The 23,574-nt window shown below is 57.5% G+C and carries 18 protein-coding genes; 10 read left to right on the forward strand and 8 right to left on the reverse strand.

The window, feature by feature from the left end; genetic code table 11:
* Window positions 1-291 precede the first annotated feature (291 nt).
* The 3 genes from GHO32_RS10950 (at window position 292) to GHO32_RS10960 (ending at window position 2,916) form a co-directional block, all read left to right on the forward strand.
* Window positions 292-1,032, forward strand: coding sequence for a response regulator (locus tag GHO32_RS10950; protein ID WP_048369095.1), 741 nt, complete (start codon window positions 292-294; stop codon window positions 1,030-1,032).
* Window positions 1,029-2,339, forward strand: coding sequence for a HAMP domain-containing sensor histidine kinase (locus GHO32_RS10955; protein WP_153335155.1), 1,311 nt, complete (start codon window positions 1,029-1,031; stop codon window positions 2,337-2,339). Before GHO32_RS10950 ends, GHO32_RS10955 begins: the two co-directional genes overlap by 4 nt.
* Before the next feature lie 148 nt (window positions 2,340-2,487).
* On the forward strand, window positions 2,488-2,916 hold the full coding sequence (locus tag GHO32_RS10960) for a hypothetical protein (RefSeq protein ID WP_153335154.1): 429 nt from the start codon (window positions 2,488-2,490) through the stop codon (window positions 2,914-2,916).
* A gap of 339 nt (window positions 2,917-3,255) precedes the next feature.
* On the opposite strand, the gene GHO32_RS10965 is transcribed toward GHO32_RS10960, so the two are convergent.
* A complete protein-coding gene (locus GHO32_RS10965; RefSeq protein WP_153335153.1) occupies window positions 3,256-4,176 on the reverse strand; it encodes a LysR family transcriptional regulator in 921 nt (306 codons plus the stop codon).
* Window positions 4,177-4,463: 287 nt separating this feature from the next.
* On the opposite strand from GHO32_RS10965, the gene GHO32_RS10970 reads away from it, so the two are divergent.
* Both GHO32_RS10970 and GHO32_RS10975 read left to right on the forward strand, forming a co-directional pair.
* A complete protein-coding gene (locus GHO32_RS10970; protein WP_153335152.1) occupies window positions 4,464-5,189 on the forward strand; it encodes a DUF969 domain-containing protein in 726 nt (241 codons plus the stop codon).
* Window positions 5,186-6,136 carry a DUF979 domain-containing protein gene (locus GHO32_RS10975; protein WP_153335151.1) on the forward strand — a complete coding sequence of 317 codons (951 nt, stop codon included), beginning with the start codon at window positions 5,186-5,188 and terminating at the stop codon, window positions 6,134-6,136. Before GHO32_RS10970 ends, GHO32_RS10975 begins: the two co-directional genes overlap by 4 nt.
* A gap of 86 nt (window positions 6,137-6,222) precedes the next feature.
* On the opposite strand, the gene GHO32_RS10980 is transcribed toward GHO32_RS10975, so the two are convergent.
* A complete protein-coding gene (locus GHO32_RS10980) occupies window positions 6,223-8,271 on the reverse strand; it encodes a TonB-dependent receptor domain-containing protein (protein WP_256665496.1) in 2,049 nt (682 codons plus the stop codon).
* Window positions 8,272-8,838: 567 nt separating this feature from the next.
* On the opposite strand from GHO32_RS10980, the gene GHO32_RS10985 reads away from it, so the two are divergent.
* From GHO32_RS10985 to GHO32_RS11005, 5 genes are all read left to right on the forward strand, one after another.
* Window positions 8,839-9,639 (forward strand): energy transducer TonB, encoded by an 801-nt coding sequence (locus tag GHO32_RS10985; RefSeq protein WP_048388490.1) that lies wholly within the window; start codon window positions 8,839-8,841, stop codon window positions 9,637-9,639.
* An 88-nt stretch (window positions 9,640-9,727) separates the two neighbouring features.
* Window positions 9,728-10,447, forward strand: a complete 720-nt coding sequence (locus tag GHO32_RS10990; RefSeq protein WP_048368933.1) for a MotA/TolQ/ExbB proton channel family protein — start codon at window positions 9,728-9,730, stop codon at window positions 10,445-10,447.
* A 1-nt stretch (window position 10,448) separates the two neighbouring features.
* Window positions 10,449-10,850, forward strand: coding sequence for a biopolymer transporter ExbD (locus GHO32_RS10995; RefSeq protein WP_048368932.1), 402 nt, complete (start codon window positions 10,449-10,451; stop codon window positions 10,848-10,850).
* 71 nt (window positions 10,851-10,921) lie between these two features.
* Window positions 10,922-12,109, forward strand: coding sequence for an acyl-CoA dehydrogenase family protein (locus tag GHO32_RS11000; RefSeq protein WP_368668407.1), 1,188 nt, complete (start codon window positions 10,922-10,924; stop codon window positions 12,107-12,109).
* Between the two features lie 8 nt (window positions 12,110-12,117).
* Window positions 12,118-13,221: a sigma-54-dependent Fis family transcriptional regulator gene (locus GHO32_RS11005; RefSeq protein ID WP_153330600.1), complete on the forward strand. Its 1,104-nt coding sequence runs from the start codon at window positions 12,118-12,120 to the stop codon at window positions 13,219-13,221.
* 264 nt (window positions 13,222-13,485) lie between these two features.
* On the opposite strand, the gene GHO32_RS11010 is transcribed toward GHO32_RS11005, so the two are convergent.
* From GHO32_RS11010 to GHO32_RS11035, 6 genes are all read right to left on the reverse strand, one after another.
* Window positions 13,486-13,791, reverse strand: a complete 306-nt coding sequence (locus tag GHO32_RS11010; RefSeq protein ID WP_153335148.1) for a hypothetical protein — start codon at window positions 13,789-13,791, stop codon at window positions 13,486-13,488.
* The gene (locus tag GHO32_RS11015; protein WP_153425964.1) at window positions 13,791-18,611 is read right to left on the reverse strand and encodes an RHS repeat-associated core domain-containing protein; all 4,821 of its coding nucleotides are present in this window, start codon (window positions 18,609-18,611) and stop codon (window positions 13,791-13,793) included. Before GHO32_RS11015 ends, GHO32_RS11010 begins: the two co-directional genes overlap by 1 nt.
* A 2-nt stretch (window positions 18,612-18,613) precedes the next feature.
* Entirely contained in the window at window positions 18,614-19,357 is a 744-nt protein-coding gene (locus GHO32_RS11020) for a DUF4123 domain-containing protein (RefSeq protein WP_368668406.1), read from the reverse strand.
* On the reverse strand, window positions 19,347-21,380 hold the full coding sequence (locus GHO32_RS11025) for a type VI secretion system tip protein VgrG (protein WP_153335147.1): 2,034 nt from the start codon (window positions 21,378-21,380) through the stop codon (window positions 19,347-19,349). Before GHO32_RS11025 ends, GHO32_RS11020 begins: the two co-directional genes overlap by 11 nt.
* A 480-nt stretch (window positions 21,381-21,860) precedes the next feature.
* A complete protein-coding gene (locus GHO32_RS11030) occupies window positions 21,861-23,069 on the reverse strand; it encodes an acyl-CoA dehydrogenase family protein (RefSeq protein WP_153335146.1) in 1,209 nt (402 codons plus the stop codon).
* A gap of 24 nt (window positions 23,070-23,093) precedes the next feature.
* The coding region (locus tag GHO32_RS11035; protein WP_153442830.1) for an ABC transporter ATP-binding protein at window positions 23,094-23,574 on the reverse strand (481 nt) is incomplete at its 5' end.

Raw genomic sequence — 23,574 nt, forward strand, 5'->3', positions numbered from 1 at the left:
AGTCTTGGTTAAGAGTCATCGAGGCTTGGTATCTCGATGGGTCCTATTCAAAGCCCGTGACGTATCGCGAATGTGTCGAGAATCGGCCTCGATGACTCTTTGCGTATCTGGAGAGCGTGCAGATACACAGCGATACATTCCAGGCCAAGGCCGGGTGAGAGCGGCCTGAAGATTTTTGCCTCAGGATGTATCTGTAAAACCTCAGATACACTGAAATACAAAGGCCTGCAGGCAAGAGCGCGGTCTCTGGCTATGATGCGCCTCACCAACCACCCGCGAGAGATTAAAGCCATGGAGCATGTCGATCACATCCTGATCGTTGACGATGATCGTGAGATTCGCGAACTGGTGGGCAATTACCTGAAAAAGAATGGTCTGCGCACCACCGTGGTTGCCGACGGCAGGCAAATGCGCAGCTTTCTGGAAAGCACACCTGTCGACTTGATTGTGCTGGACATCATGATGCCCGGTGATGATGGCTTGTTGTTGTGCCGCGAACTGCGCGCCGGCAAGCACAAGGCCACGCCGGTATTAATGCTGACGGCACGCAGTGACGAAACCGACCGCATTATCGGCCTCGAAATGGGCGCCGACGACTACCTTGTCAAACCCTTCGCGGCCCGTGAACTGCTTGCTCGGATCAACGCCGTTTTGAGGCGTACGCGCATGTTGCCACCCAACTTGCAGGTTACCGACAGTGGCAGCTTGTTGGCTTTCGGCCGTTGGCGGCTGGACACCAGCGCCCGCCATTTACTGGATGAGGACGACACCATGGTCGCCCTCAGTGGCGCCGAATACCGCCTGCTGCGGGTGTTTCTTGATCACCCTCAACGGGTCCTCAGTCGCGATCAATTGCTCAACCTGACACAGGGCCGTGATGCCGACTTGTTTGATCGATCCATCGACCTGCTGGTCAGTCGTTTGCGTCAACGCTTGCTCGATGATGCCCGCGAACCGGCCTGTATCAAAACCGTGCGCAGTGAAGGCTATGTGTTCTCACTGCCCGTGAAAATTCTCGGTGCATCACTATGAAATGGCTGCGCTGGCCCAAAACCCTGGCGTCGCAATTGTCGCTGATCTTTCTGGTAAGTCTGCTGCTGGCTAATGGTCTGTCGTTCAGCGTGCAGTTCTATGAGCGCTATTTGAGCGCCCGTTCGACCATGCTCAACAACATGGAAAACGACATTTCAACGTCCGTTGCCATCCTCGACCGCCTGCCCGCAGAAGAGCGTCAGGCCTGGCTCTCGCGCCTGAATCGGGAGCATTACCAGTACCTGCTGACCAAAGGTGACAGCGGTGTGCCCATGGACACTGCAGATCCGCCCATGTCGGCCTCCTCGATCAAAGACACGCTGGGCCAACATTACGCCCTGACTTTTGCCGACATCCCCGGCGTGCGCCCGCACTATCAGGTGTTTTTGCAACTGGCTGACGGCAACCCCGTGACCATTGACGTGCGCCCGGCCGACATTCCCGTGGCCCTGTGGCTACCGGTGGTTTTGGTGCTGCAACTGGCGCTGCTGCTGGGCTGCACCTGGATGGCGGTGAGGCTGGCGATACGCCCGCTCAGCCGGCTGTCGCGCGCGGTAGAAAGCCTGGACCCGAATGCCCGCATCCAGCATCTGGACGAAAGCGGCCCGACCGAGGTCGCCCATGCCGCCGTGGCCTTTAATGCCATGCAGCAGCGCATCGCAGACTATCTCAAAGAGCGCATGCAGATTCTCGCGGCCATTTCCCACGATTTGCAGACCCCCATTACTCGCATGAAACTGCGCGCCGAGTTTATGGACGACTCGATCGAGCGCGACAAACTGCTGAGTGATCTGGGGGAAATGGAACATCTGGTCCGCGAGGGTGTGGCCTACGCCCGCAGCGTGCACGGCTCAACCGAGGCCAACTGCAAACTCGACCTGGATGCCTTTGTCGACAGCATCGTGTTCGACTATCAAGACGTGGGCAAAGCGGTCAACCGCAGTGGCAGCTATGGCTCCCCCATCGAAACCCGACCCCATGCCCTGCGCCGGGTACTGATCAACTTGCTGGACAATGCCTTGAAATTTTCTGGAGCGGCCGAGTTGGTCGTCAGCGCTGAAGCCAACGGCAATGTATCCATCAAAGTGCTTGATCGCGGGCCGGGTATTTCAGCCGAAGAACTGCGCGAAGTACTGAAACCGTTCTACAGGGTAGAAAGTTCGCGCAACCGCGACACGGGCGGCACCGGGCTCGGGCTGGCGATAGCCCAGCAACTGGCAATAGCCTTGGGGGGCTCGCTTAGCCTGAGCAACCGCCAAGGGGGCGGACTGTGCGCTGAACTCTTGCTGCCTAAAAGCTCGCACTAGAAAAAATTGCATCTGCTTGAGAAATAACAAAGATAATTCTTACGTTAAAAAACGAATTAACAGCATCAGAGGAAGGACAACTACACCGACAGCACCTAAGTTAAGGCTCTAATCTTCAGCTATTCACCCCATGAGAAGGATCTCAAAAATGAATAGCAAATTCAGCGACACACTTATAGTTAACCTGCGCGTTATCAACAACACAGCGCATGAATTAAAAAGAATAGAAGGCACCCACAGCGGCAGAGAGGGAAGCTTCCCTCCTGAGTTTTCCGCCCACAGCAGAAATGTTTTCCAATTCCATGCAGCCCCCCACTTCAAGGGCGACATATTGATTGAATACGGTGTCAAAAAACCCTTCTTTGAAACCCGGTTCGCCTACAGCATTGGCAATGACATACTGCAGTTTGAAACCAGCTTTTTATACGCCTATGAACAGTCGTATCTTCATCAGTCGCCAAGAGTTAATTACTTCTGGACTCACAGCGTCATCGGCCCAGGAGATTGTAATTCCCGGTTAAGACAACACTCGGATATCTACCCCTATAACTACGCAGTCGATTTTACGATCGAATAAACGCATTCATCATACGTGCGGGCGTAGTCGGAGTGCTGCTGGCAGAGCGGGCAACACCGGTATGCCCGCATCTGAGTGGAAACATCTGATCAACCCGGCGGAATGGTCGCCAAAATACCGATACCGATGGTCAGTATTAAAAAACCGCCTAAAAACCACGCCATCTTACCCATCACATTTCCCCGTCAAACCTACGTAATAAAACAGGTGCAGCACATCGGGCGGCAAGAGGCGAGTACAGCTTGGGTCTCACGTTCTTACCTGTCTCGAGAGGTTGATGGGAATTGTGCGCCTTGATCTGCACTCATAACAGACGCAGATATGGCGAAAAAATACGGATCAGTTGTCAGGCAATACGAAGTGGTCGTGTGACACGCTGCGCTGATAATCCGCGACCACGCTCTGACACAGATTGACCACCGCTTCGTTCAGTTCCAGCCCCGCTCCGACGCGCCAACTGGCAAACACCGCAAACCCTGGTGGCGCCTCCATGGGCAACGCAACCATGGCTTGGCTGTGTAATTCACGGCTGACCAGCACCGGTGGCAACGCGCCTATGCCAAAGCCATCAGCCACCAGTTTGATGATCGCCGCCACTGAGTTGATGCAACTGACCCTGGGCGTCGCAATGCCTTGCTGATGCAGGAAATTAAGCATGTCCTGATGTGGCCGCGATAACCGCGAAAAGGTCAGCAAGCGTTCCTGACAGAGGTCTGAAAGGCTTGCATAGCTGCGATCAAGCGGGCTGCCCTTGGCCACGACCCAGCTCAGCGCGTAACTGGCCAGTTGCACATTGCGCACCCCGTCGGCACGCACCAGATCAGTTTGAAAAATAAGGTCCAGATGCCCCTTGAGCAGTTGCTCGTTGAGATTCAACGCCGTATCCGCCGTCAGCTCGACTTCAACCTGAGGGTAATCGCGGCTTATGGCGCTGATCAGATCGCTGAGCCAACTGTGGATCACCGTGTCCATGACCCCGATACGCAAGCGTCCGGCGAAACTGTCAGTCTGGCCGAGCGACTGCAACAAACGCTGCTGGGTCGCGAGCATCTGTTCGGCATAGCCCAACACCTTCTGACCTTCGCGCGTGAGGCTCACCCCACGCGAATCACGCTGAAACAACTGCACTCCAAGCTCGTTTTCAAGCACTGAAATGCGACTGGAAACCGCCGCTTGGGTGGTTGAAAGCTTCTCTGCGGTCAGGCGAAAACTGCCAAGCCGTGCGACCCAAATGAAGGTCTGCAGAAATCGAATATTCATAACGCCGTGCTCGCCCGATCCAAACCCAAGCACCACTCTAAACCTTTGTCGTTGCCTCAGGCCAGACGGCTTAAGTCAGTGACAGGTAAAACTTTTTTTGTTCAGGGGTGACAACTTTTATTGACTGGACGCACGCTTCAAAGCCGCCAAACATAGGTGCTACCAATCATAAAAAAACGCTGAGTCCGGCAGCGAACCGATTATGCAAAAGTGCGCCAGACCGCTTTTGCCTTGCTCACGCCAGCCTGCCCTGGCGCTGCGGCAACCAGCCAAGGGACACCCCCTTCATGCAAACCGTCGTAAACCTGTGGCCCCTGATGGGCGTTTTCGTCATCGTCATTGGCTTTGTGCTGCGCTTCAATCCACTGCTGGTGGTCAGCGTGGCGGGTATTGTCACCGGCCTTGCCGCGCATTTTCCGCTGGAAAAGATAATCAGCGAAATGGGCTCGGGGTTTCTGCAAACCCGGGCGCTGCAACTCATTCTGCTATTACCCCTGGCCGTCATCGGCCTGCTGGAGCGCCACGGCTTGCGTCTTCACGCACAGAACTGGATCGCCGGCTTTCAACGTGCCACCGTCGGCCGGCTGCTAATCATGTACTTGTTTGTGCGCGAGACCACGGCAGCCGTGGGTCTGACCAGTCTCGGCGGTCACCCGCAAATGGTCCGCCCGCTGCTCGCCCCCATGGCTGAAGGGGCTGCCGAAAACAAGTACGGCAAACTACCGGCGGCAGTGCGGCACAAAGTGCTGGCCATGTGCGCTGCCACTGACAATGTGGGGCTGTTTTTTGGCGAAGACGTGTTTGTGGCCTTTGGCGCCATCGCCCTGATGCATACTTTTTTGCTCAGTGCCGGGCTTGATGTCGAGCCGCTGCACATTGCCTTCTGGGGAATTCCGACGGCCATCTGTGCCTTTATCGTGCACGGGCTAAGGCTGTACCGCTTCGATCTGATGCTGTCACGCACATTGACAAAAGCTACCCAGCCTGACGCAACCACGCAGGTGGCTCGATGATCATTTCGATTGAGTATTTCTACTGGCTGGCCGGTGTTCTGCTACTGATCACGTCCGGCATGATCCTGTGTGATCGAACTCACCCAAAACGCTGGACCAGCGGCCTGTTCTGGATGCTGTTCGCGCTGGTTTTTCTGATTGGCGACCGGCTCTCACCATTTGTCATCGGCATTGGCGTATTGGTGATGGCCGTGATCGCAGGCATCGGTGGCGTAGGCCGTGGCGCGCATGCCGAACTGCATGTAAAAGCAGCGCGGGCCAGCGCCGGCCGCCTTGGCCACCGGCTGTTCATTCCGGCCTTGTCGATTCCATTGGTGACCGTTATTGGCTCCGTGCTGCTCAAGCACACCGAGATCGGTGGCGTACCCTTGCTGGACCCGAAAAACACCACCTTTGTTTCTCTCGGCATGGGCTGCATCGTGGCGCTGGTATTGGCGTGCATGTTGACTCGCGACACGCCCTTGCAAGCGTTACGCGAATCGCGACGGCTGACCGAAGCACTTGGCTGGACCATGGTGCTGCCGCAAATGCTGGCCATGCTCGGCCTGCTGTTTAATGATGCGGGTGTTGGCACGGCCGTGGCTCACGTCACTACGGCCTATATCAATATGGATTTTCGCTTGGTCGCGGTAGTGGTGTACGTGCTGGGTATGGCGTTGTTTACCGTGATTATGGGCAATGGCTTTGCCGCCTTTCCCGTGATGACCGGCGGCGTGGGAGTGCCAGTGCTGGTGGGCATGTACGGCGCCAACCCGGCGTTGATGGCAGCGATCGGGATGTTCTCGGGTTACTGCGGCACGCTGATGACACCGATGGCCGCCAACTACAACATCGTGCCAGTAGCGCTTTTGGAGTTGCCGGACAAATACGCCGTGATCAAAGCACAAATACCCACCGCCTTGATGATGCTGCTGGTCAACATCGTACTGCTCTACACGCTGATGTAGTCCGCTTGGCAAAACGACTTGTTGTAGGAGCGAGCTTGCCTCGCGATCTTTTGATCTTGAAAGGCTCGCCCCTAAGACAACAATGATCAGAAGTGGAACGAAACACCGGTAGTGACGTTGAACGGGTCGCCCGGATAAAAGTTGGCCGAGTCCTGACCCTTGGCGTCATACGCGGTGTTGGTCGCCGTGGCGTAGCGCTGGTTGGTCAGGTTGCGGGCATCCACAAACACTTCCCATTTTTTGCTCGGAGCTTCGTAACCGACTTTAGCTCCCCACAAGGTGTAGGACGGCGCGCTCAGGGTGTTAGCAAAATCGACGTAATAACTGGAAGCCGCGCGCGCATTGAGTTGTGCGTAGAAGCCACCCGCTTGCCGATATTGCAGCTCGGCCTGATACACCTGACGCGGCAGCCCCGGCAACTGGTTGTCTCCAAACGTTGAGTCGTGACGGTAGTAGAAGTCGTTCACGGTGTAGGCCTGACGCAACGACACCGTGTCGCCATTCTTGCCTTCCCAAAGCAATGCGTTGAGCCCCGCCTCTATCCCTTGGTGAATGGTCGGGCTGCCGTTAGAGGTGGCCACCAATTGGTCCTGAGTCGCCGTGGCCTGACGCACGACCACCGAGAGCAATTCTTTTTGCACCCACGAACGGTACACGGTCAGGCTGCCATCAAAGATGCCATGACCGCCGCGAATCCCGAACTCCACGGTGTTGGCCTTTTGCGGGCGAACATCGCGAATGTAAGGGGTCCCGGTGCTGCCCAACTGCCAGGTCACGGGTGGATCGACCGAACGGCTGACGTTGCCGAACAGCTCGAATTCAGGCGTCAGCTGATAGCGCAAGCCCAGACGCGGAGCCAGATCGGTTTCGGTGTATTCAACACCGTTGGGGAAGGCGCTGGTATTAATGCCGGTGGTGTATTTAATGTCGGCCTTGCGTTTGACATTGATCAGCGAGAGACCGCTGGACAGCCAGGTTTTCTCGCCCAACTGTAACTCGTTCCCCAACGAGAACACCGTATCGCGCGAGCCGGTGTAATCGGTTTTCTGCAGTGTTGCACCGGTAACTCGACTGTGGGATTTAACGTCTGCCAGATAAGACTGGGTATTGCTGAACGTCACGCTGCTGTCGCTGGGCAAGCCCAGAAACGTATCGCCCGTGCGCAGATAACGCAGGGTCAGGTTGATGTCTTTGGAGCGCCAGTCTTGGGGTGACGGGCTGTAGCGCCAGCCGTTCAGCAGCGGATAGTCGTTGTAGCCCAGGCCCACTTCCAGCTTGGCGTTATCGTCAAAGGTGTAGGTCGTCTTGCTTCCCAACAGGATCGAGCCGTCTTTCTTGCGACCAATCGGCACGGTGTTGCTGGTCGGGTCATGCTTGAGCTGGTACTTGGTCAGCGTGTTGCCCTGGGTCAGGGTTTCTTCGCGATAACGCACAAAGAATCGCGTCTCCAGCTTCGGGTTGAACACGTAGCCAAAGTTGGCGACCAGGCCTTGGCCTTTGTTGGACGTGTCGTCCTGATAACCATCGCGCTGGTTGTGCAGAACACTGACGTAATAATCAGCATCACCCACGACGCCGCCGGTGCTCAATTGCTCTTTTTGATAGCCGTAACTGCCCGCCTCAAAGCGCGCGTAATTGCCTGGATCCGTGCGCCCGGTTTTACTGACAAAGTTGATGGCACCGCCCAGCGACAAGGCGGAATAAAGGTAGGCGTTAGCGCCGTACAGCACGTCAGTGTGGTCCACCGCCTGCATGTCCAGCATGTCTTCCTGAGTACCGCCCGGCCCTGTCAGCGGCAGGCCGTCAAAGAGAAACTTGATGCCCAGCACATAGCCTTGATAGAAGGTATTGAGCCCCGAGCCACGAATGGAAATCTTGTTGGCGCTTGAGCCGCTGGTGGCCTGGGCGAACACACCGGGTTGCAAGGCCAGAACGTCTTCGGCATTGGCTGCGCGTCCGCGCTCGATTTCCCGGTTGTCGACCACGGCGGTGTTGCCCGCCACTTTCTTCAGTTCTTTTTGCGCTTTCTGCGCCTCGCTGGCCTCGGCGCCGGTCACCACCACCGTGGCTAACGTAGGATCTTTGTCCTCGGCAGCCACCGCTGTGGCCTGAACCAGCATCAGGAGAATTCCCATGCTGGAAGCTGTCGCCAGTGCACTACGTCGTAATACTCGCCTTTCTGACGCACTGTTCATTATTAATGCTCCTGCCTGTTAGTGAGTGGAGCATCTATTTGTATAGTCTCGCTCTCACACGGACTTTTGCAGAGTTCGTGCCAGCCCAAAAACAGCGAATTCCGGCAATTAAAGAGCAACTTTCAGGTGTCAAACAAACAGTTTGTAAAGGGGCTGTTTGCATTTCAACAGCCGGCCAGTTTTGAAGTTTTCTTATAACAATTTGATCAGTGCATATGCATTTGCATCACCTGCTATCGCAGCCCTGATGCCCGTGCCAGAGGGGTTTTGCCAGCTCACTGTTCAACAGGTGTTGCTCCAGCAACAGCGCATAGACAATGCGCTGAATTAACCACACTGTTGTGCCTGACAATTAACAAGACACCCCCGTTTTACGGCACTTTTACTAGTTGGTATGGCTCTTGCTATTACTTTTGGCATGCCTGTTTGCTTCGGCAACTAAGTGCATTCAGTGGAGTGTATTGATCGCGAATACGACTTCGTTTTGCTAAAAGCCAGGAGTTATTAATGGCCAATGTCCAAACTGCCAGCGCGCTGGATGTGCTCTGGCGCCAGGGCCCCGGCGGCGAACTGCTTGATCTTGGGCGCACGTTTCGCGGCCCACTGTCATTGTCGCGCCTGCAAAGTACGCCCAAGCGCATCCTGAGCCGCCGTGAAGCAGTGCTGCTGGGGGTTTTCGCACTGGCACTGCACGGTGCGGTGATTTACTGGATCAGTCAGAACCCGACGCCGGTATTGCCGATCGTGCCGCCGGAAGTGCCGCCAATGACCATCGAGTTTTCTCAACCGGCACCGCCTGTGGTGGAACCGCCTCCGCCCGAGCCGGTTGTTCAGCCCGTGGTTGAACCGCCTCCGCCTGTGGAAGACGAACTGGCCGTAAAACCGCCACCGCCCAAGCCGATCCCAAAACCCAAGCCGGTGGTCAAGCCTGTGCCTAAACCCGTGGCCAAGCCTGTTGAACAACCGCCAGCGCCGCCGCAACCGGTTGCACCTCCTGCTCCACCGGCGCCGCCTGCCCCCGCGCCAATAACCCCGGCTTCTGCCAATGCCGGCTATTTGCACAACCCGGCGCCGGAATACCCGTCACTGGCCATGCGCCGTGGCTGGGAAGGCACTGTGCTGCTGCGGGTTCACGTGTTGGCCAGCGGTAAGCCTGGCGAAATCCAGATCCAGAAAAGCAGCGGTCGCGACCAACTCGACAACGCAGCCAAGGATGCGGTGAAACGCTGGAGTTTTGTCCCGGCCAAACAAGGTAATGACCCGATTGACGGCTGGGTCAGCGTGCCGATTGATTTCAAAATCAAATAGCCCGGACCTCATTTTTTACACCGCGAGCGTGCTGAAAAAGACGCGGCGCCTTGACCGTTTTGATGACCTAATTTAGAGAGCCTGAACCATGAACCTTATCGCTTCCCCCTTTGAATCCATTGAACATGCGGTCATCTGGCTGCTGATTATTTTCTCGGTGGCCACCTGGGGCCTGTTCTTGCTTAAAGGCGTGCAGTTCAGCCGCCTGAAAAACCAGGACCGTCGCTTCCTCAAACAATTCTGGGCCGCCACCAGCCTCGACTCGGCCGCAGAGCTGGCCAGCACGGCGCCGGGTGCTGCTGCCCGTGTAGCCCAAGCCGGCTATGCCGCCATTCAAGTGACCGATGCGCCACAAGCCAATGACCTGGCGCACAACATCAACCATCAAGACCGCCTTGAGCGCTCGCTGCGCCAGCAAATTGTGCGTGAACGCCGCTCGCTGGAAACCGGCCTGGCGATCCTCGCCAGTATCGGCAGCACCTCGCCTTTTATCGGTCTGTTCGGCACCGTGTGGGGCATCATGTCGGCCTTGAAAGGCATCAGCGCCGCCGGCTCTGCCAGCCTTGAAACTGTGGCGGGCCCGATTGGTGCGGCGCTGGTTGCCACCGGCGTCGGGATCGCGGTCGCAGTCCCTGCGGTGCTGGTTTACAACTACTTCCTGCGTCGCCTGAAGCTCACCGCTGCTGACCTTGACGACTTCGCCCACGACTTCTACAGCCTGGCCCAGAAGAGCGCCTTCCGTGTGCACCTGCACCCGGTGCTGAACAAGTCTGCAGCGCCCGCGCAAAAAGTGAAGGAGGCGTCCTGAGATGGCCTTTTCAACCCAAGACAACGACGAAGTACTCAGTGAAATCAACGTCACGCCGCTGGTCGACGTGATGCTGGTGCTGCTGGTGGTGTTTATCGTCACCGCACCACTGCTGACCAACGCGATTCCGATCAACCTGCCCAAGACCGACTCGGTCGCCCCCGTGGAACAAAAAGACCCATTGGTGGTGAGCATCGACGATCAGGGCAAAGTGTTCATCAACAAGGATGAAGTTGAAGCGGGCCTGCTGGAGTTCAACCTGCAGGCGGCCAAGGCCAAAGACCCGGAAGTTCGCGTGCAATTGCAAGCCGATAACGGTGTGAACTACGGCGAAGTGGCACGCGCCATGGCCTCGATTGAGCGCGCAGGGATCACCAAGCTGTCGGTGATTACGGCCAAGTGAAATAACCCGCAGCCTTCTGGCAACCCCCTGACACGACGTCGGGGGGCGACATTCAAACGAGGTGAACACACGTGACTGTCACACAGCTAAATGCCAGGAAGGCACCGTTGGACATCGCTCGAGAGCTGGCAGTCGAGTTCGCCCTGACCGCCGTGGAGCGTGATGCTCAAGGCGGCACGCCCAAGCACGAACGTAATCTTTTGCGCAACAGCGGCCTGCTGGCCATGAGCATTCCGGGCCAGTTCGACGGTCTCAATGCCACTTGGTCTGAAACGTTTGAAGTGGTGCGCGAATTTGCCCGGGTGGACAGTTCAATCGCCCATGTCTTCGGCTTCCATCACCTGATGCTGGCCACTGTGCGGTTGTTCGCCAAACCCTCGCAATGGCAAACCTGGTTCAAGCTGACGGCGAACAAAAATTGGTTCTGGGGCAACACCCTCAACCCGCTGGACACCCGCACCGTGGTCAAGGAGCGTGAAGGCTGGCGTGAATTCTCCGGCAAAAAAAGCTTCTGCTCCGGCGCCAACGACTCTGAAATGCTGATTGCCTCTGCGATTGACGAAAGCGCAGGCGGCAAGCTGCTAATAGCCGCCATCCCCAGCGCCCGCTCGGGCATTACCTTGCACAACGACTGGCACAACATGGGCCAGCGCCAGACCGACAGTGGCAGCGTGACGTTCCAGCGTGTGCGGGTTGAAGACTCGGACTTGCTGCTCGATCCCGGCCCGCTGAGCACGCCCTTTGCCTGCCTGCGGCCGCTGATAGCCCAACTGCATTTCGCCAATATCTTTCTAGGTATCGCCGAAGGCGCCTTTGAAGAAGCGCGCCGTTACACCCTGGAAGAAACCCGGCCCTGGTTTAAATCCAGCGCCAGCCAAAACACCCAGGACCCCTACATTCTTGGCCATTACGGCGACTTTTGGGTTGCTCTGGAAAGCACCCGCTTGCTGGTCGAACGCGCCGGAGCCGTACTGGACGAGGCATGGGCCAAAGGCCCGGCGCTCACCAGTGAAGAGCGCGGTGAAGTCGCCATTGCCATTGCTACCGCCAAAGTGGCCGCCAGCCGCAATGGCCTGGAGTTGTGTAGCAAGGTCTTCGAGGTCACCGGAGCGCGCGCGACGCAAACCTCCGTGGCGCTCGACAGGCACTGGCGCAACCTGCGCACGCAGAGCCTGCACGACCCTCTGGACTACAAGCTTCAGGAACTGGGCGACTGGGCACTTAACGGCACGTCCCCCATCCCGACATTTTATTCATAGGGACCGACATGCAACTGCTAACCCTCCCCCCTTCCCCGGCCTTGGCCACCTCGATCCGGGCAACCGCACAAGTCTTTGAAGACCCCAAGTCCAAAGCCTTGCTCCAGCACCTGCAACAAATCGCGCCCAGTGATGCGAGCGTGCTGATCATTGGCGAAACCGGCACGGGCAAAGAACTGATTGCGCGCCACATTCACAACCTCAGCGCGCGCAAACACCAGCCTTTTCTGGCCGTAAACTGCGGTGCGTTCTCAGAATCGCTGGTGGAATCCGAACTTTTCGGCCATGAAAAAGGCGCCTTCACCGGCGCGCTGGGCGCCAAGGCAGGCTGGTTCGAAGAAGCCAACGGCGGCACCCTGTTTCTCGATGAAATTGGTGATTTGCCAATGCCGATTCAGGTCAAGCTGCTGCGTGTTCTACAAGAGCGCGAAGTGGTCCGCCTGGGCTCGCGCAAAAGCATTCCTATCAACGTCCGCGTACTGGCCGCCACCAACGTACAGCTTGAAAAAGCCATCAACGCCGGGCACTTTCGCGAAGACCTGTTCTACCGCCTGAACGTGGTCAACCTGGAACTCACCCCACTGCGCGAACGCCCCGGCGACATCCTCCCGCTCACCCGCTACTTCATCGACACCTACAGCCGTCGCCTCGGTTATGGCGACGTCGTACTGAGCCCGGAGGCAGAGCAAAAACTCGCGCACTCCAACTGGCCGGGCAACATCCGCGAACTTGAAAACGTCATCCACCACACCCTGCTGATCTGCCGCGACGGTGTCATCCAAAGTGACGACTTGCGCATGTCCAACCTGCGCATCACCCGACCAGAAACCAGCACCGTCAACAGCGACCAGAGCGCCGAAGAACTGCTGGAACATGCATTCCAGCGCCTGTTCGAAAGCCAGTCAGACAACCTCCACGAAAACGTCGAGCGCAGCCTGCTGCGCGCGGCCTATCGATTTTGCCACCACAACCAGGTCCACACCGCCAAACTGCTGGGGCTGAGCCGCAACGTCACCCGCACCCTGCTGATCAACCTGGGCGAATTAAAAGTCAACAAACGCAGCGCAACAGAACCCAAGCAAGATGAACGCGTGTTGCATTTGTCGATTTGAATACTGCCTTGCGATAACAACAAAACCCTGTAGGAGCGAGCTTGCCTCGCGATCTTTTAAATAGTCAAAAGATCGCGAGGCAAGCTCGCTCCTACGAAGTAAGCGGAGAGCACAAAGGAAAAGTAACAAAAAAACAGAGAGCACGAACAATTAACAGAACACATTAAAAACCACACACCTCACAACCTGAAAAACCATTTAAAGGGCTCCAACAAAGTCAAAACCACTACATTCAACATTAAAAACACCTAGAAATACAAACTACTAATCAGTTTCATTCGACGGATTCCAAAACTCTAACTGACTGACGCGCCTTTCGATATCATCCATATCATCTTCCCCAACGGCCGAATCAAAAGGCTCACTTAAAATTCTTCTGATTTTTGCAAGCCTTTGGGTTACCCGCTCATCGTCAATAAAATCGGTTGTCTCACGACGATACTCATCTAAAGACTTACCCTCATAGTAGCTTCCAATTTTGTGCAGAGAAATCAATATATATTCCAGATCAGCAAGTGCTTCAAGAGCAGACTCACCACTCAAACTGATTTCTTTATTTTTCTCTAGCATTACTTTCTCCTGAAAAATTCTGGACACTCTAGTTTAACACTACCCTTAATTGTTAGTTCTACAGCGCCATACCTTGGATTTTTAACTTCTTCCAATTGGCTAACAGGAACATCAAATTCAACATAGTCTCTCCCCCTGCCGCGTCCAATTTGATATTTCTCTTCTGCCGATTGCTGATCCAAAGCTTTTTTCCTGGCTGATTCTACATAAACCCTGTTGTTGTCTTTCGCGGTAATCATGCCATCCTGTTCAATCCCAGTTGATCCTCGCCTGTTGGTGTAATGCCGGACTCTTTGAGTTTCTTGAGAATGCAAGACTGGAGCAGGCGTTACGGGGTCATCATGGCTATTACTTTTTTGAGCTTCAGGCTGTTCAACCTTTGGCTCACTATCTGCTTGCCCCGGGCACCTACCCTTGATAGAACTCAACCCCAACGGATCCACCCACCCTGTCGGGTTGGGCACGTACTGGTAGCTGTTCAGCCCGCCTGCGAGTTTGATCGGGTCGGGGGTGAGGTAGCGGCCGGTGTTTGGATTGTAGTAGCGATGGCGGTTGTAGTGTAGCCCGCTCTCTTCGTCGTAGTACTGGCCCTGAAAGCGCAGCGGGTTGGTGATTTCGGCCTTGTCGAGTTTGTGGACGTTGCCGTAGGCCCGGTAGTGGGCCGACCAGACGATTTGGCCGCGGTGGTCGGTAAGTTCTTGTGGCGTGCCCAGGTGGTCGAGCTGGTAGTGGTAAGCCTGTGCGGTGTCGCCCTCACCCTGGAGCAAGGCCAGCGGTTTGAAGGTGCCCGGTTCGTATAAGTAGCTGCAGTAGTGGCTGATGCCACGCAGGCCTTTTTGTTGGGCGCTTTCGGCGATCAGGCGTTCGCCCTGCCAGAGATATTGCGTGGTGGTGCCGCCATGGTCTTTGCTGATACGCCGCCCGAAAGGGTCGTAGCGGTACGTCACCTGGCTGCCGTCTGGCAAGGTGATGCCGCTCAAGCGCTGCTGACTGTCGTAGCGGTAGTCGCGGGTCAGGCGCTGGCCTGTGCCGCGTCGCTCTTGGTGAAGGTTGCCGTAGGCGTCGTACTCAAAATGACTGTCGCCTTGCATCAGCAGGCGGTTGCCTTTGATGTTGGCGTAGCGGCTGTGCCGTTGGCCGTCGATGCTTTGATCGAGCAGGTTGCCCGCCGGGTCGTGGACGAAGTGTTCGTTCAGTTGGCCGCGCACTTCGGTCAGGCGGTCGAGGGGGTCGTAGGCAAAGCTTTTTTGCCCTTTTCGGCTGTCACTGAGCAGGCTGAGGTTGCCGTTGGCGTCGTAGCGGTAGTGACGGCGGTACAGCGGCTGACCATCGACATCGCCACGGGCATTCAGTTGGCTGACGGCGTGGTCTTGCAGCCGGTCTTGTTCGTCGTATTGGTAGTGGCTGACCACGTAGCCTTGTTGGCGGACGGTTTCCAGCCCCGCTTCGTAACGATGCCCGGTGAGGGTTTTGCCGTTGAGGTCGATGCCTTTGAGGGCGCCGCCTTTTTGATAGTGGTAGTGCAGGCGGTTGCCATCGGGCAGGCGGCAGTCGCTGAGTTGGCCGAGTGCGTCGTACTGATAACGCAGGGTCGCCCAGCCTTGATGCTCACTGACAAGGCGATCTTGCAGGTCGTATTCGTAGGCCAGCGGCCAGGCACCGTCGTCGACGGCAGTCAAGCGACCCAAGGTGTCGTAGGTGTAGGTGATTTCGCTGCCATCAGGCAGGGTTTTGCTTGTCAGCCGTCCTGCAGGGTCGCGCGCGTAGGCAGTGACCAGCGGAGCACTGTCGGGATGTTCTGCGTCCGGGTATTCGGTCTTTTCCAGCAATTGCCCTTTAAGGTCGTAGGCATAAGCAGTTTTACGGCCGTCAAAGCCGATTTCTTGCTGGATCAAACCGTTGGGGTAGTACTCAAGCTGATAGTGCTCGTGGCGCTCGTTTTCGATACCGGTCAACAATAAGCGGGCGTTGTCGTAGCGGTAGTTGAGCTGGCTGCCATCAGGGTTGATGCGACGGCTGATGAGGTGCAGGTTGTCGGCGTATTCGTAGCGGGTGATATGGCCGCGCTCATCGCGCTCAGCCGTGACTTTGCCGTAGGCGTTGTAGCTCCAGGCGCGGGTTTTGCCACCAGGCAAGGTGATTTGGCTGAGACGGTTGGCAGCGTCCCACTGGTACTGGGTGATGGCGCCCCGCTCGTCCTGCCGGGTGATGGTGCGACCCTGTGCATCGTAGCGATAACGCCGTTGCGTGCCGTCTGGCAGTGTTTCGTCGAGCAGTTGCCCAAGCGGGTTCCAGGTCAGTGTGTGCTGGCTGCCGTCCGGGTAGTACAGGCCGCTGAGTTGGCCTTTGGCAGTGTATTTGTAGTGGGTTAGATTACCGTCCGGGTCGGTCTGGCAGGTGATGTCGCCCTGGTTGTTGCGCTCATATTTCCAACTGGCAAGACCGCGCTGTACTTTGCGCACATGGCCGTTGAAGTAGCTGTAGAACGTCGGTTCGTCAGTGGGCGGGATCAGTGCCGTAAGCTGCCCGGCCTCGTTGTACTGGTATTCGGTGACCGCGCCGAGCGGGTCTTTTTCAGCGATCAGGCGGCCTTTGTCATCGTAGGCTTTTTGGTGCTCAGCGCCGTCCGGGTCGATCTGGCTGACTAGCCGCGCATTGTCGTCATGCACATACACTTGCTGGCTGCCGTCACGGTTTTTAACCGTGACCGAGCCTTGGTCGTCCCATTCGTAGGTGGCGTCCATCTGTCCGAAGTTGGCCCAATGACGGATGCAACGCGCATGCTTGCCCGCGTGTTGCCACTGCCAGTAAAACGCCGCGCCACCCGCCAGTTGCCGTTCCTGGATGACGTGCTGGGCGTCGTAGCGGTAGTGCTCGGCTTCTTCCAGCGCATTGCTGGCGCTGATCAGTTGCCCTGCTGCGTTGTAGCAATAGGTGACCTGCGTGTAGAGGGTTGCCCAACGTTCAAGGTGAATTCCGCACTTGGCATAGTGGTCGTTTGAGCGCTCGGCAAAATCACGGCTTTCATCGTATTGCTGGTACTCAACGGCGCTGAGGCGTGCCTCGGCGTAGCGCAACAGCAAGGCGCGACCGGCACCGTTGTCGATACGGTGCAGACGCCCTTGCTGGTAGGTGATTTTCAGCCGGTTGCCGTAAGAGTCGCTGATAGCGGTCAGTCGCAGGTCGTTGAAGTGATAGAAGCGGCTACTTTTACCGGCGTGGGCGAGGATCAACTCGCCATCATGATCGCCCAGAAAGATCGCAGCTTTGGCGAGGCTATTGATGATGGCCGGGCATTGTGCGCTGGGCTGTGGGAATCGGGTCTGACGGTTCTCTTGATCAGTCCACAGCAATTCGTCGCCTTCGCGTTGCAGGCGGTGCGACAGCGTGTGGCTCCAGCCAAAGCCCAAATCGCCGTTTACTTCGACCGCGCTGGTGCGATACAGGCGAGTCCACTCAAGGGGCAGCGCGCCGTCGAGCACGCCGTCGGTCAAAGTCAGCAGCTCTTCGCCGGTGACCATTGAAACCGGGCAGCCGTGGGTTTGGGTGTCTTTGGCGGGTTCGGCAGGTTTGCCGTTGGGGGCTTTGGATTGCGACGGGGCATCGTCGACGTGCTCAACCACCTCCAGCGTGGTTCTCGCCTTGGGTTTGCTTCGGGCTATAACAGTGGCATCAGGGATGCTTTGGGTGGGGGCTTGGCCACTCTGCGCTTTGATATCCAGATCAGCCTTCAACCCTGGATCCAGGCGACCCTCGCTTTGCAGCAATATCGGCTTGCCAACTGTAGCGTGGTGAGTGGATCGCGCTTTGCTGGTGTGCATCAGCAGGTCGACAAAGCCTTCCAGCAATCGAGTCGCTTTTGCGCTTTCAACCACAGTGTTGGCCCCCTTGATGGAGAGCCGTACAGCCAGGCCAATCCCCCCACTGAATATGATGCCGAGGACGATATTGATCAGAACGTCAGTGGTGAGGCGCGCTTGTATCTCGCTACGAACTTGGGGCGGTAATAGTTTGAGCCAGGCGATCAAGGCTGAGAAATAAGACCACATCAGTGGTTCATCGCTGGCAATTAGCAGCGCGGTTTCCAGTGTTTCTTTGGAGGCATTCAAGAGCAACTTCAGTTGCTCTTCGCTGAGGAACTTTTTGAACTTTTCGTAGCTCTGCTGGGGGCGGCTGATCAACTTCAAGAAACCAACGATGTCATCCCACACGGCCAACAATGACTTGATAAGGCCACTCCACTGGCTCTTGATCTCGATCCAGGAACGTCCCAGTGCATCGGCTTCCTGATGAGCTTGCCAGAGCGACAGATATTCAGTGTCCCACTGGGTACTCAGCCACTGGCTCAGGTCACTGAGCACCTCCTGATAAGAGTTAAAAAACGCATCTAGCTGCTCAGAAGTGATCTGCGGGTAAAAGGTGACGTGGTATTGCCGATTGGGCAGGCAGCCCTCGACACGCGTGATACCGGTGGCATCAATCAACGCTTTGATCTCTATTCCACCCCCCACTGGCACCAAGCGCACCTGGGTATTGCCAATGGGTATAAAACGCGCCGCTTCAAAGGCGTGGACCAACGTCACGGTAGAATCGCGCTGGCATTGGGTATACATGGCCGCCGGCGCCTGATCGTCCTTGTCACGAGTCACTACTTCATCGCCGACACGAAACACTTGCTCGACATCGATCATGCCGCCGTACCAAGAGTCCGCCCGATCCCGATAGCCTTCGATACAGTGTTCTAGCTCTTGCAAAACCTGCTTTACGTCAGGCTGGGTGTCGCCAATAGTCAGAAGCATTTTGCCGATAATCGTGATCATGGTTACGCACAAACCTCTTGCTGCACATGAGCCAACAAGAGCCCGCTGTCTTTACGTTGTGTAGGGGATGAGCGCTGTACGAAATGCTCGACTTTCAGCCGCAAATGGGCTTCGCCAATCGATGCATACAACGGCGCGTGAGCGTCTTTGAGCCACTGCATGAGGTTGTCGATTACGGTGTTGAGGTCCTGCTCAGCGAGGCTGTCGAGCAGGTCATCGGGCACTTGCCACCACGGGAATGTTGGAGCGGCAAGTACCTCACCCTGCCCCACCGTTACCGGCTGGCCGTTGATCCAATAGCGGTCGAAGACCGGCAAGACATCACGGGTCGCTGTGCCCAAATGCTGAAGGATGGGCAACCAGTGGCGACCATCCCAGAACCGAAAGAAAACAGCTTCGCCAGAGGGCATCAGGACCTGGGTGAGACTGCGCAAATGCTCGGTGATACGTTGCGGGCAGGCCGTGGAGATGGCCAACCAGCCCCAATCGTCAGCATCGGTTTGCGCGGCCCACTGGATGAACTCACTGTCAGGCGTCAGCTTCAGTAGATAAGGCATGACCGGGAGCCAGTCGGCATAGGCAGTGTCAGCCCACAGCTTGTCTGGTGGCTCGACTCCACCTTGTTGGCGGTAGGCCGCTAGCGGGTCGGCATCGCTGGTGGAGCTGATCACCGCGTACAGGCTTTCGCCGGGGCGTAGCGGGTTATCTTCCAGCCACTGCCGGGGGGTTAAAGGCTCAGAGATCACAAACGCCTCCTTTGCATTTTTCGCACTCTTCGCAGAAAGGTGCGTTGCGCTTGAGGCTGTTGATTTGGGTCGGGGTCAAGACGGCTGCGGTCAGTGCTGCAACGGCAGAGGTGACGGCGGGCAACGCCGGTGTGCCCGGCACCGGTACGCCACCGGACAGGATCGGTGAACTGACGTAGATCCCGGCAGCGCTGACGATCAGGTGCTGACCGCCTGCCGTCAGCGAGATGCACGCACCGGCAGACAACACCACATGGGCACCGGCCTTGATCGTGACTTCCATGCCCGCGTCGACCGTGAGCGCCACCCCCACCAGGGTGTGGCTGCTGGCGGCAATTTGGCGAAAGTCGTTGGCATTGAGTTGGGCTTTGCGATCACCGCTGACGGTGCGCTGATCATCACCTTTGAGCACCGAGACGCTATTGCCGGTGACGGTCTCAGCGCGCTGGCCATCGATTTGCAGCAGAGAGTCGTTTTTGATGTGTTGTTCAAGGTCACGCTGGGCGTGCAGGTAGATCAGTTCCTGACCCAGACGGTCTTCAATGTGCAGTTCGTTGTAGCCTGTGCCGTTCGGGGTGCTGCGACTGCGCAACACGCTGCGGGTTTTGTAGGCGGGCAACGGATAGGGAGGCGGGTTGAGGCTGTTGACCAGGCAACCCGAAATCACCGGCTGGTCCGGATCCCCCTCCAGAAACGACACCAGCACTTCCATGCCGACCCGTGGCACGCTCACTGCGCCATGGCTGTCACCGGCCCAAGTAGAGGCCACCCGCAGCCAGCAACTGCTGGCGTCGTTGTTTCGGCCTTCACGGTCCCAATGAAACTGCACCTTTACCCGACCGAACTGATCGCAATGCACCTCGTCGTTGACGGGGCCGGTGACCCGAGCAGTCAGCAGGCCCAGCACCTGAGGCTTGAGATGTTTGAGTGGCGCGCGGTAGAACACGTCCCATGGGGTGGCTGCGAAGTCGTTGCGGTAGCCCTGGGTAAACCCGTCAGTTGGCTTGTCGTCCAGATCAGTCCCGGTCTCTTCGAGCACCTGCGGCTGTCGGCCCTGATGATGGATTTCAGTCAGCAGCCACATCGCGTTCCAGTCGCCGTGGGGGTGCTCGCTCAGGGTCATGAAATGGCCACTGATAAAACCGCAGTCGTCACTTTCGCCATTGGCCACACAGCGGTCAGCGCGTTGGCGCTCAAGGGCCCGCTGGCTGAGCAACTGGCCGCGCTGTTCGAGGCTGAAGTGGCCCGGGTAGCGGTAATCTTCAAGATCTCGCTCGACGCGCTGGGTGTCGGGGCCGTAGCTCGCCTCGATCTCGCGACTAGCGGTTTCGAAGGTGTAATCGCGCAAGGTACTGCGGGTGGAACGGGTGTTGATGCCCACTTCGAAATAGCTGACCACCGGCGCCTCGGCAACCAGGCCGCTTTCGCCCTGATAAGGCACGGGATGATCGAGTTTGGCGAAGGCGCTCTGGCCATCACCGAAGACCAATTGATGGCCTTGGGCTGAGTGGCGGAAGTGGTAATGAATGCCCTCTTCTTCGCACAGGCGCTGAATGAAGTGCAGATCTGTTTCGTGGTATTGCACGCAGTAGTCGCGAACCGGGTAGGTCCCGTGCAGGTTGAAGGCGTAGGCATTGCTGAGAATGCCGTGCTCCTCGAGTAGCCGGGCAATGATTTGCTCGACCTTAAGTTGCTGGAACATGCGCTGGTTGGTGCGATGCTCGAGGTAGGCCAGTTGCGGCACGAGGGTCAGGGTATAAACCGTCAGACGCTGACGGGTCTGGCCTTGGGCAATGGCATAGATGAGCCCGTGAACGCCCCCGCCCCCCTCGGCATACGCCAAAAAGGCCGGGGCATGCAGCAGTGCCACCAGATCCAGATCGGCACGCGGACTGACCAGCACCAGTTCGAAGGCATAAGGCGTGCTGATGGCCTCATCACCTTTGAATGACAAGACTTGAAGGTCATCAGCAAAGCCGTCAATGGTCAGGCTGAAACGAAACTGAGGCTGCGAGCGTGACATCCGCGACTCCTTGCGCTGCGGTCGCCCTGATGTAACAAAACGTCAGGGTTTATCGGTGCGCAAGTGTGCAATCACGGCATTGGGGCTGGATGTAGGCTGGGTCTATGACTGTCTCAGCTTTAGGCGAATATCGAGTAGGAAGGCTGAATGCTAAGTGTAGGAGGGGCCGCCCAGTCGCGCAGCAGACAGGCCACTGTAGTCGCTGACGAGGTACGAAGGCTGCGATCGGCTGCGTGCAGCCGTGAAACCATCCACCTCGGTATTCTTAAGTACATATCCATTGCTGCGGCAACGACCACTTAGGGTTCCGGCCTTACGCCGGGCCTCTTGGATCAAGATCACAAGCCAGATCAAGATCAAAAGATCGCGAGCAAGCTCGCTCCTACAGGGCCTTTAGTGTCAATCACTTGTTTTGTGTTTGGTAAGAGTGAGCTTGCCTCGCGATCTTTTCGACCCGCGAGGCAACGGCTACAGCGTGTATTAAAACAACCCGGAGGTCGGTGGCGGCGTGCCTTTCAGTTGCCAGGAGCCGACGGCGGAGGCTTTCCAGTGGCGTGGGTTGTGGTTGGCCACCGTGCGCGCATTGCGCCAGTGACGGTCCAGGTTGTGCCCGCGCCCCGTGGTCGAGGCGCCGCCCACGTCGAACACCAGCTCGGCTGCCTTGAGCGCCGACTCGGCAGCAATGTATTGCGCCTGTGCCACATCGACAGCGGCCTGGTCGACCAAGTGCGGATCGAGGTCGCCCGCCCATGCCCGGTCAATGGATTCTGCCGCGTGCAACACCACTGCTTCAGCGGTGAAGGCGCGGGCCGAGATGTCACCGACGCTCAATTCAACATAAGGGTCGTCCACCGAGCGGCTGGCGCTGCTGTGCTTGATGGGCCGGGCATGTTCGTTGGCAAACGCAACCGCGTCGTTCAAGGCGTTGCGTGCAATGCCCGCCTGAACCGCCGCCAGGAACAATTGCAAAAACGGCGTGACAATTGTGCGCTTGCCCTCTTCTACCGTCCGTGTACGGATTTCGTCAGCCAGTACTTGCACGTTGTTCAGGCGCGTGGTGCCACTGGCGGTCAGGCGCTGGCCCATCGCGTCAAAATCGTCGAGCAACTCCAGCCCCTTGCGGTTGCGCGGCAGGATAAACGAAACCGGTTGATCCTCTTCGTCCAACGCCACCGCGCTGACCCAGTCGGCGTACAGCGAGCCGGTGCTGTAATACTTGCTGCCAGTGGCCCGGTAGTGGTCGCCGTCGCGCACGATCCGCGCGCTGATCGAGCCGTTGGCGCCGCCCACTTCCCAGCCGGCATTGCCCACTACGATGCCGTCCAGGTAGCGGGCAAACCAGCGCTCGCGCTCGGTTTCGGCCTGTTCGCTGGATGACGCCAGCAAGCCTTCGACAAAGCCGAATCCCGGGCGCAACGCCTGGGCGACGTTGGAATCGGCGGCGGCAATGCGGATCAATAAACGGATCACATCCTTGACCGAACCGCCGCTGCCGCCATAACGCACCGGGATGCGCGTGGTGAAAAAACCGGCCTTGGCAATCTGCGCCACCGCATCAAACGGCAGCAGGCGATCGCGCTCGCGTTGTGCGGCCCCCGCTGCAATGGTGGGCAATATTTCATCAGCCCGGACATTCAGTGTGTCGATCGTGGCAATGGCCTGTTCAGTTACAAGAGACAACGTAGTCATGACAATTCCTTAAGGTGTTCAAGCTTAAATAGCGATCTTCCACAGTTGCGATTCGTCAAATCGCAACGCCGTGCTTTCCGCTTCCAGCGGTGGCACCACCAGCTCACTGTCGGCGCCCGGCAAGCGCGGTACTGCGCCCAAGAGGCGTTGGGTGTAAGCGTGTTTTGGATGTTCAAAAAGGTCTTCGACCGGGGCGCTTTCAACCACTTGGCCGCGGCGCATCACCAGCACTTCGTCACTGACATGGCGGATCACCCCCAGGTCATGGGAAATAAACAGGTAGGCCAGCCCCAACGAGGCTTGCAGGTCGGCCAGCAGGTCCAATACTTGCGCCTGCACCGAGACATCGAGGGCCGAGACCGGCTCGTCACAAATGATCACTTTCGGGTTGCTGGCAATGGCCCGGGCGATGGCCACCCGTTGCCGCTGGCCGCCCGACAGTTGCAAGGGGCGGCGGGTCGCCAGCTCGGCCGGCAGGCGCACTTGCTCAAGCAACTCGCGGATC

It is taken from the genome of Pseudomonas sp. FSL R10-2189 (genome assembly GCF_009600325.1).
GTDB lineage: Bacteria > Pseudomonadota > Gammaproteobacteria > Pseudomonadales > Pseudomonadaceae > Aquipseudomonas > Aquipseudomonas helleri.

Excerpts from the sequence above, each read along its gene's own strand:
- GHO32_RS10995 (WP_048368932.1), top strand. The coding sequence starts at position 10,449 with ATGGCCTTTTCAACCCAAGACAACGACGAAGTACTCAGTGAAATCAAC.
- GHO32_RS11030 (WP_153335146.1), bottom strand. The coding sequence starts at position 23,069 with ATGACTACGTTGTCTCTTGTAACTGAACAGGCCATTGCCACGATCGAC.
- GHO32_RS10980 (WP_256665496.1), bottom strand. The coding sequence starts at position 8,271 with ATGGGAATTCTCCTGATGCTGGTTCAGGCCACAGCGGTGGCTGCCGAG.
- GHO32_RS10960 (WP_153335154.1), top strand. The coding sequence starts at position 2,488 with ATGAATAGCAAATTCAGCGACACACTTATAGTTAACCTGCGCGTTATC.
- GHO32_RS10990 (WP_048368933.1), top strand. The coding sequence starts at position 9,728 with ATGAACCTTATCGCTTCCCCCTTTGAATCCATTGAACATGCGGTCATC.
- GHO32_RS11005 (WP_153330600.1), top strand. The coding sequence starts at position 12,118 with ATGCAACTGCTAACCCTCCCCCCTTCCCCGGCCTTGGCCACCTCGATC.
- GHO32_RS10955 (WP_153335155.1), top strand. The coding sequence starts at position 1,029 with ATGAAATGGCTGCGCTGGCCCAAAACCCTGGCGTCGCAATTGTCGCTG.
- GHO32_RS10965 (WP_153335153.1), bottom strand. The coding sequence starts at position 4,176 with ATGAATATTCGATTTCTGCAGACCTTCATTTGGGTCGCACGGCTTGGC.
- GHO32_RS10985 (WP_048388490.1), top strand. The coding sequence starts at position 8,839 with ATGGCCAATGTCCAAACTGCCAGCGCGCTGGATGTGCTCTGGCGCCAG.
- GHO32_RS11010 (WP_153335148.1), bottom strand. The coding sequence starts at position 13,791 with ATGCTAGAGAAAAATAAAGAAATCAGTTTGAGTGGTGAGTCTGCTCTT.
- GHO32_RS10950 (WP_048369095.1), top strand. The coding sequence starts at position 292 with ATGGAGCATGTCGATCACATCCTGATCGTTGACGATGATCGTGAGATT.
- GHO32_RS10975 (WP_153335151.1), top strand. The coding sequence starts at position 5,186 with ATGATCATTTCGATTGAGTATTTCTACTGGCTGGCCGGTGTTCTGCTA.
- GHO32_RS11025 (WP_153335147.1), bottom strand. The coding sequence starts at position 21,380 with ATGTCACGCTCGCAGCCTCAGTTTCGTTTCAGCCTGACCATTGACGGC.
- GHO32_RS11015 (WP_153425964.1), bottom strand. The coding sequence starts at position 18,611 with ATGATCACGATTATCGGCAAAATGCTTCTGACTATTGGCGACACCCAG.
- GHO32_RS10970 (WP_153335152.1), top strand. The coding sequence starts at position 4,464 with ATGCAAACCGTCGTAAACCTGTGGCCCCTGATGGGCGTTTTCGTCATC.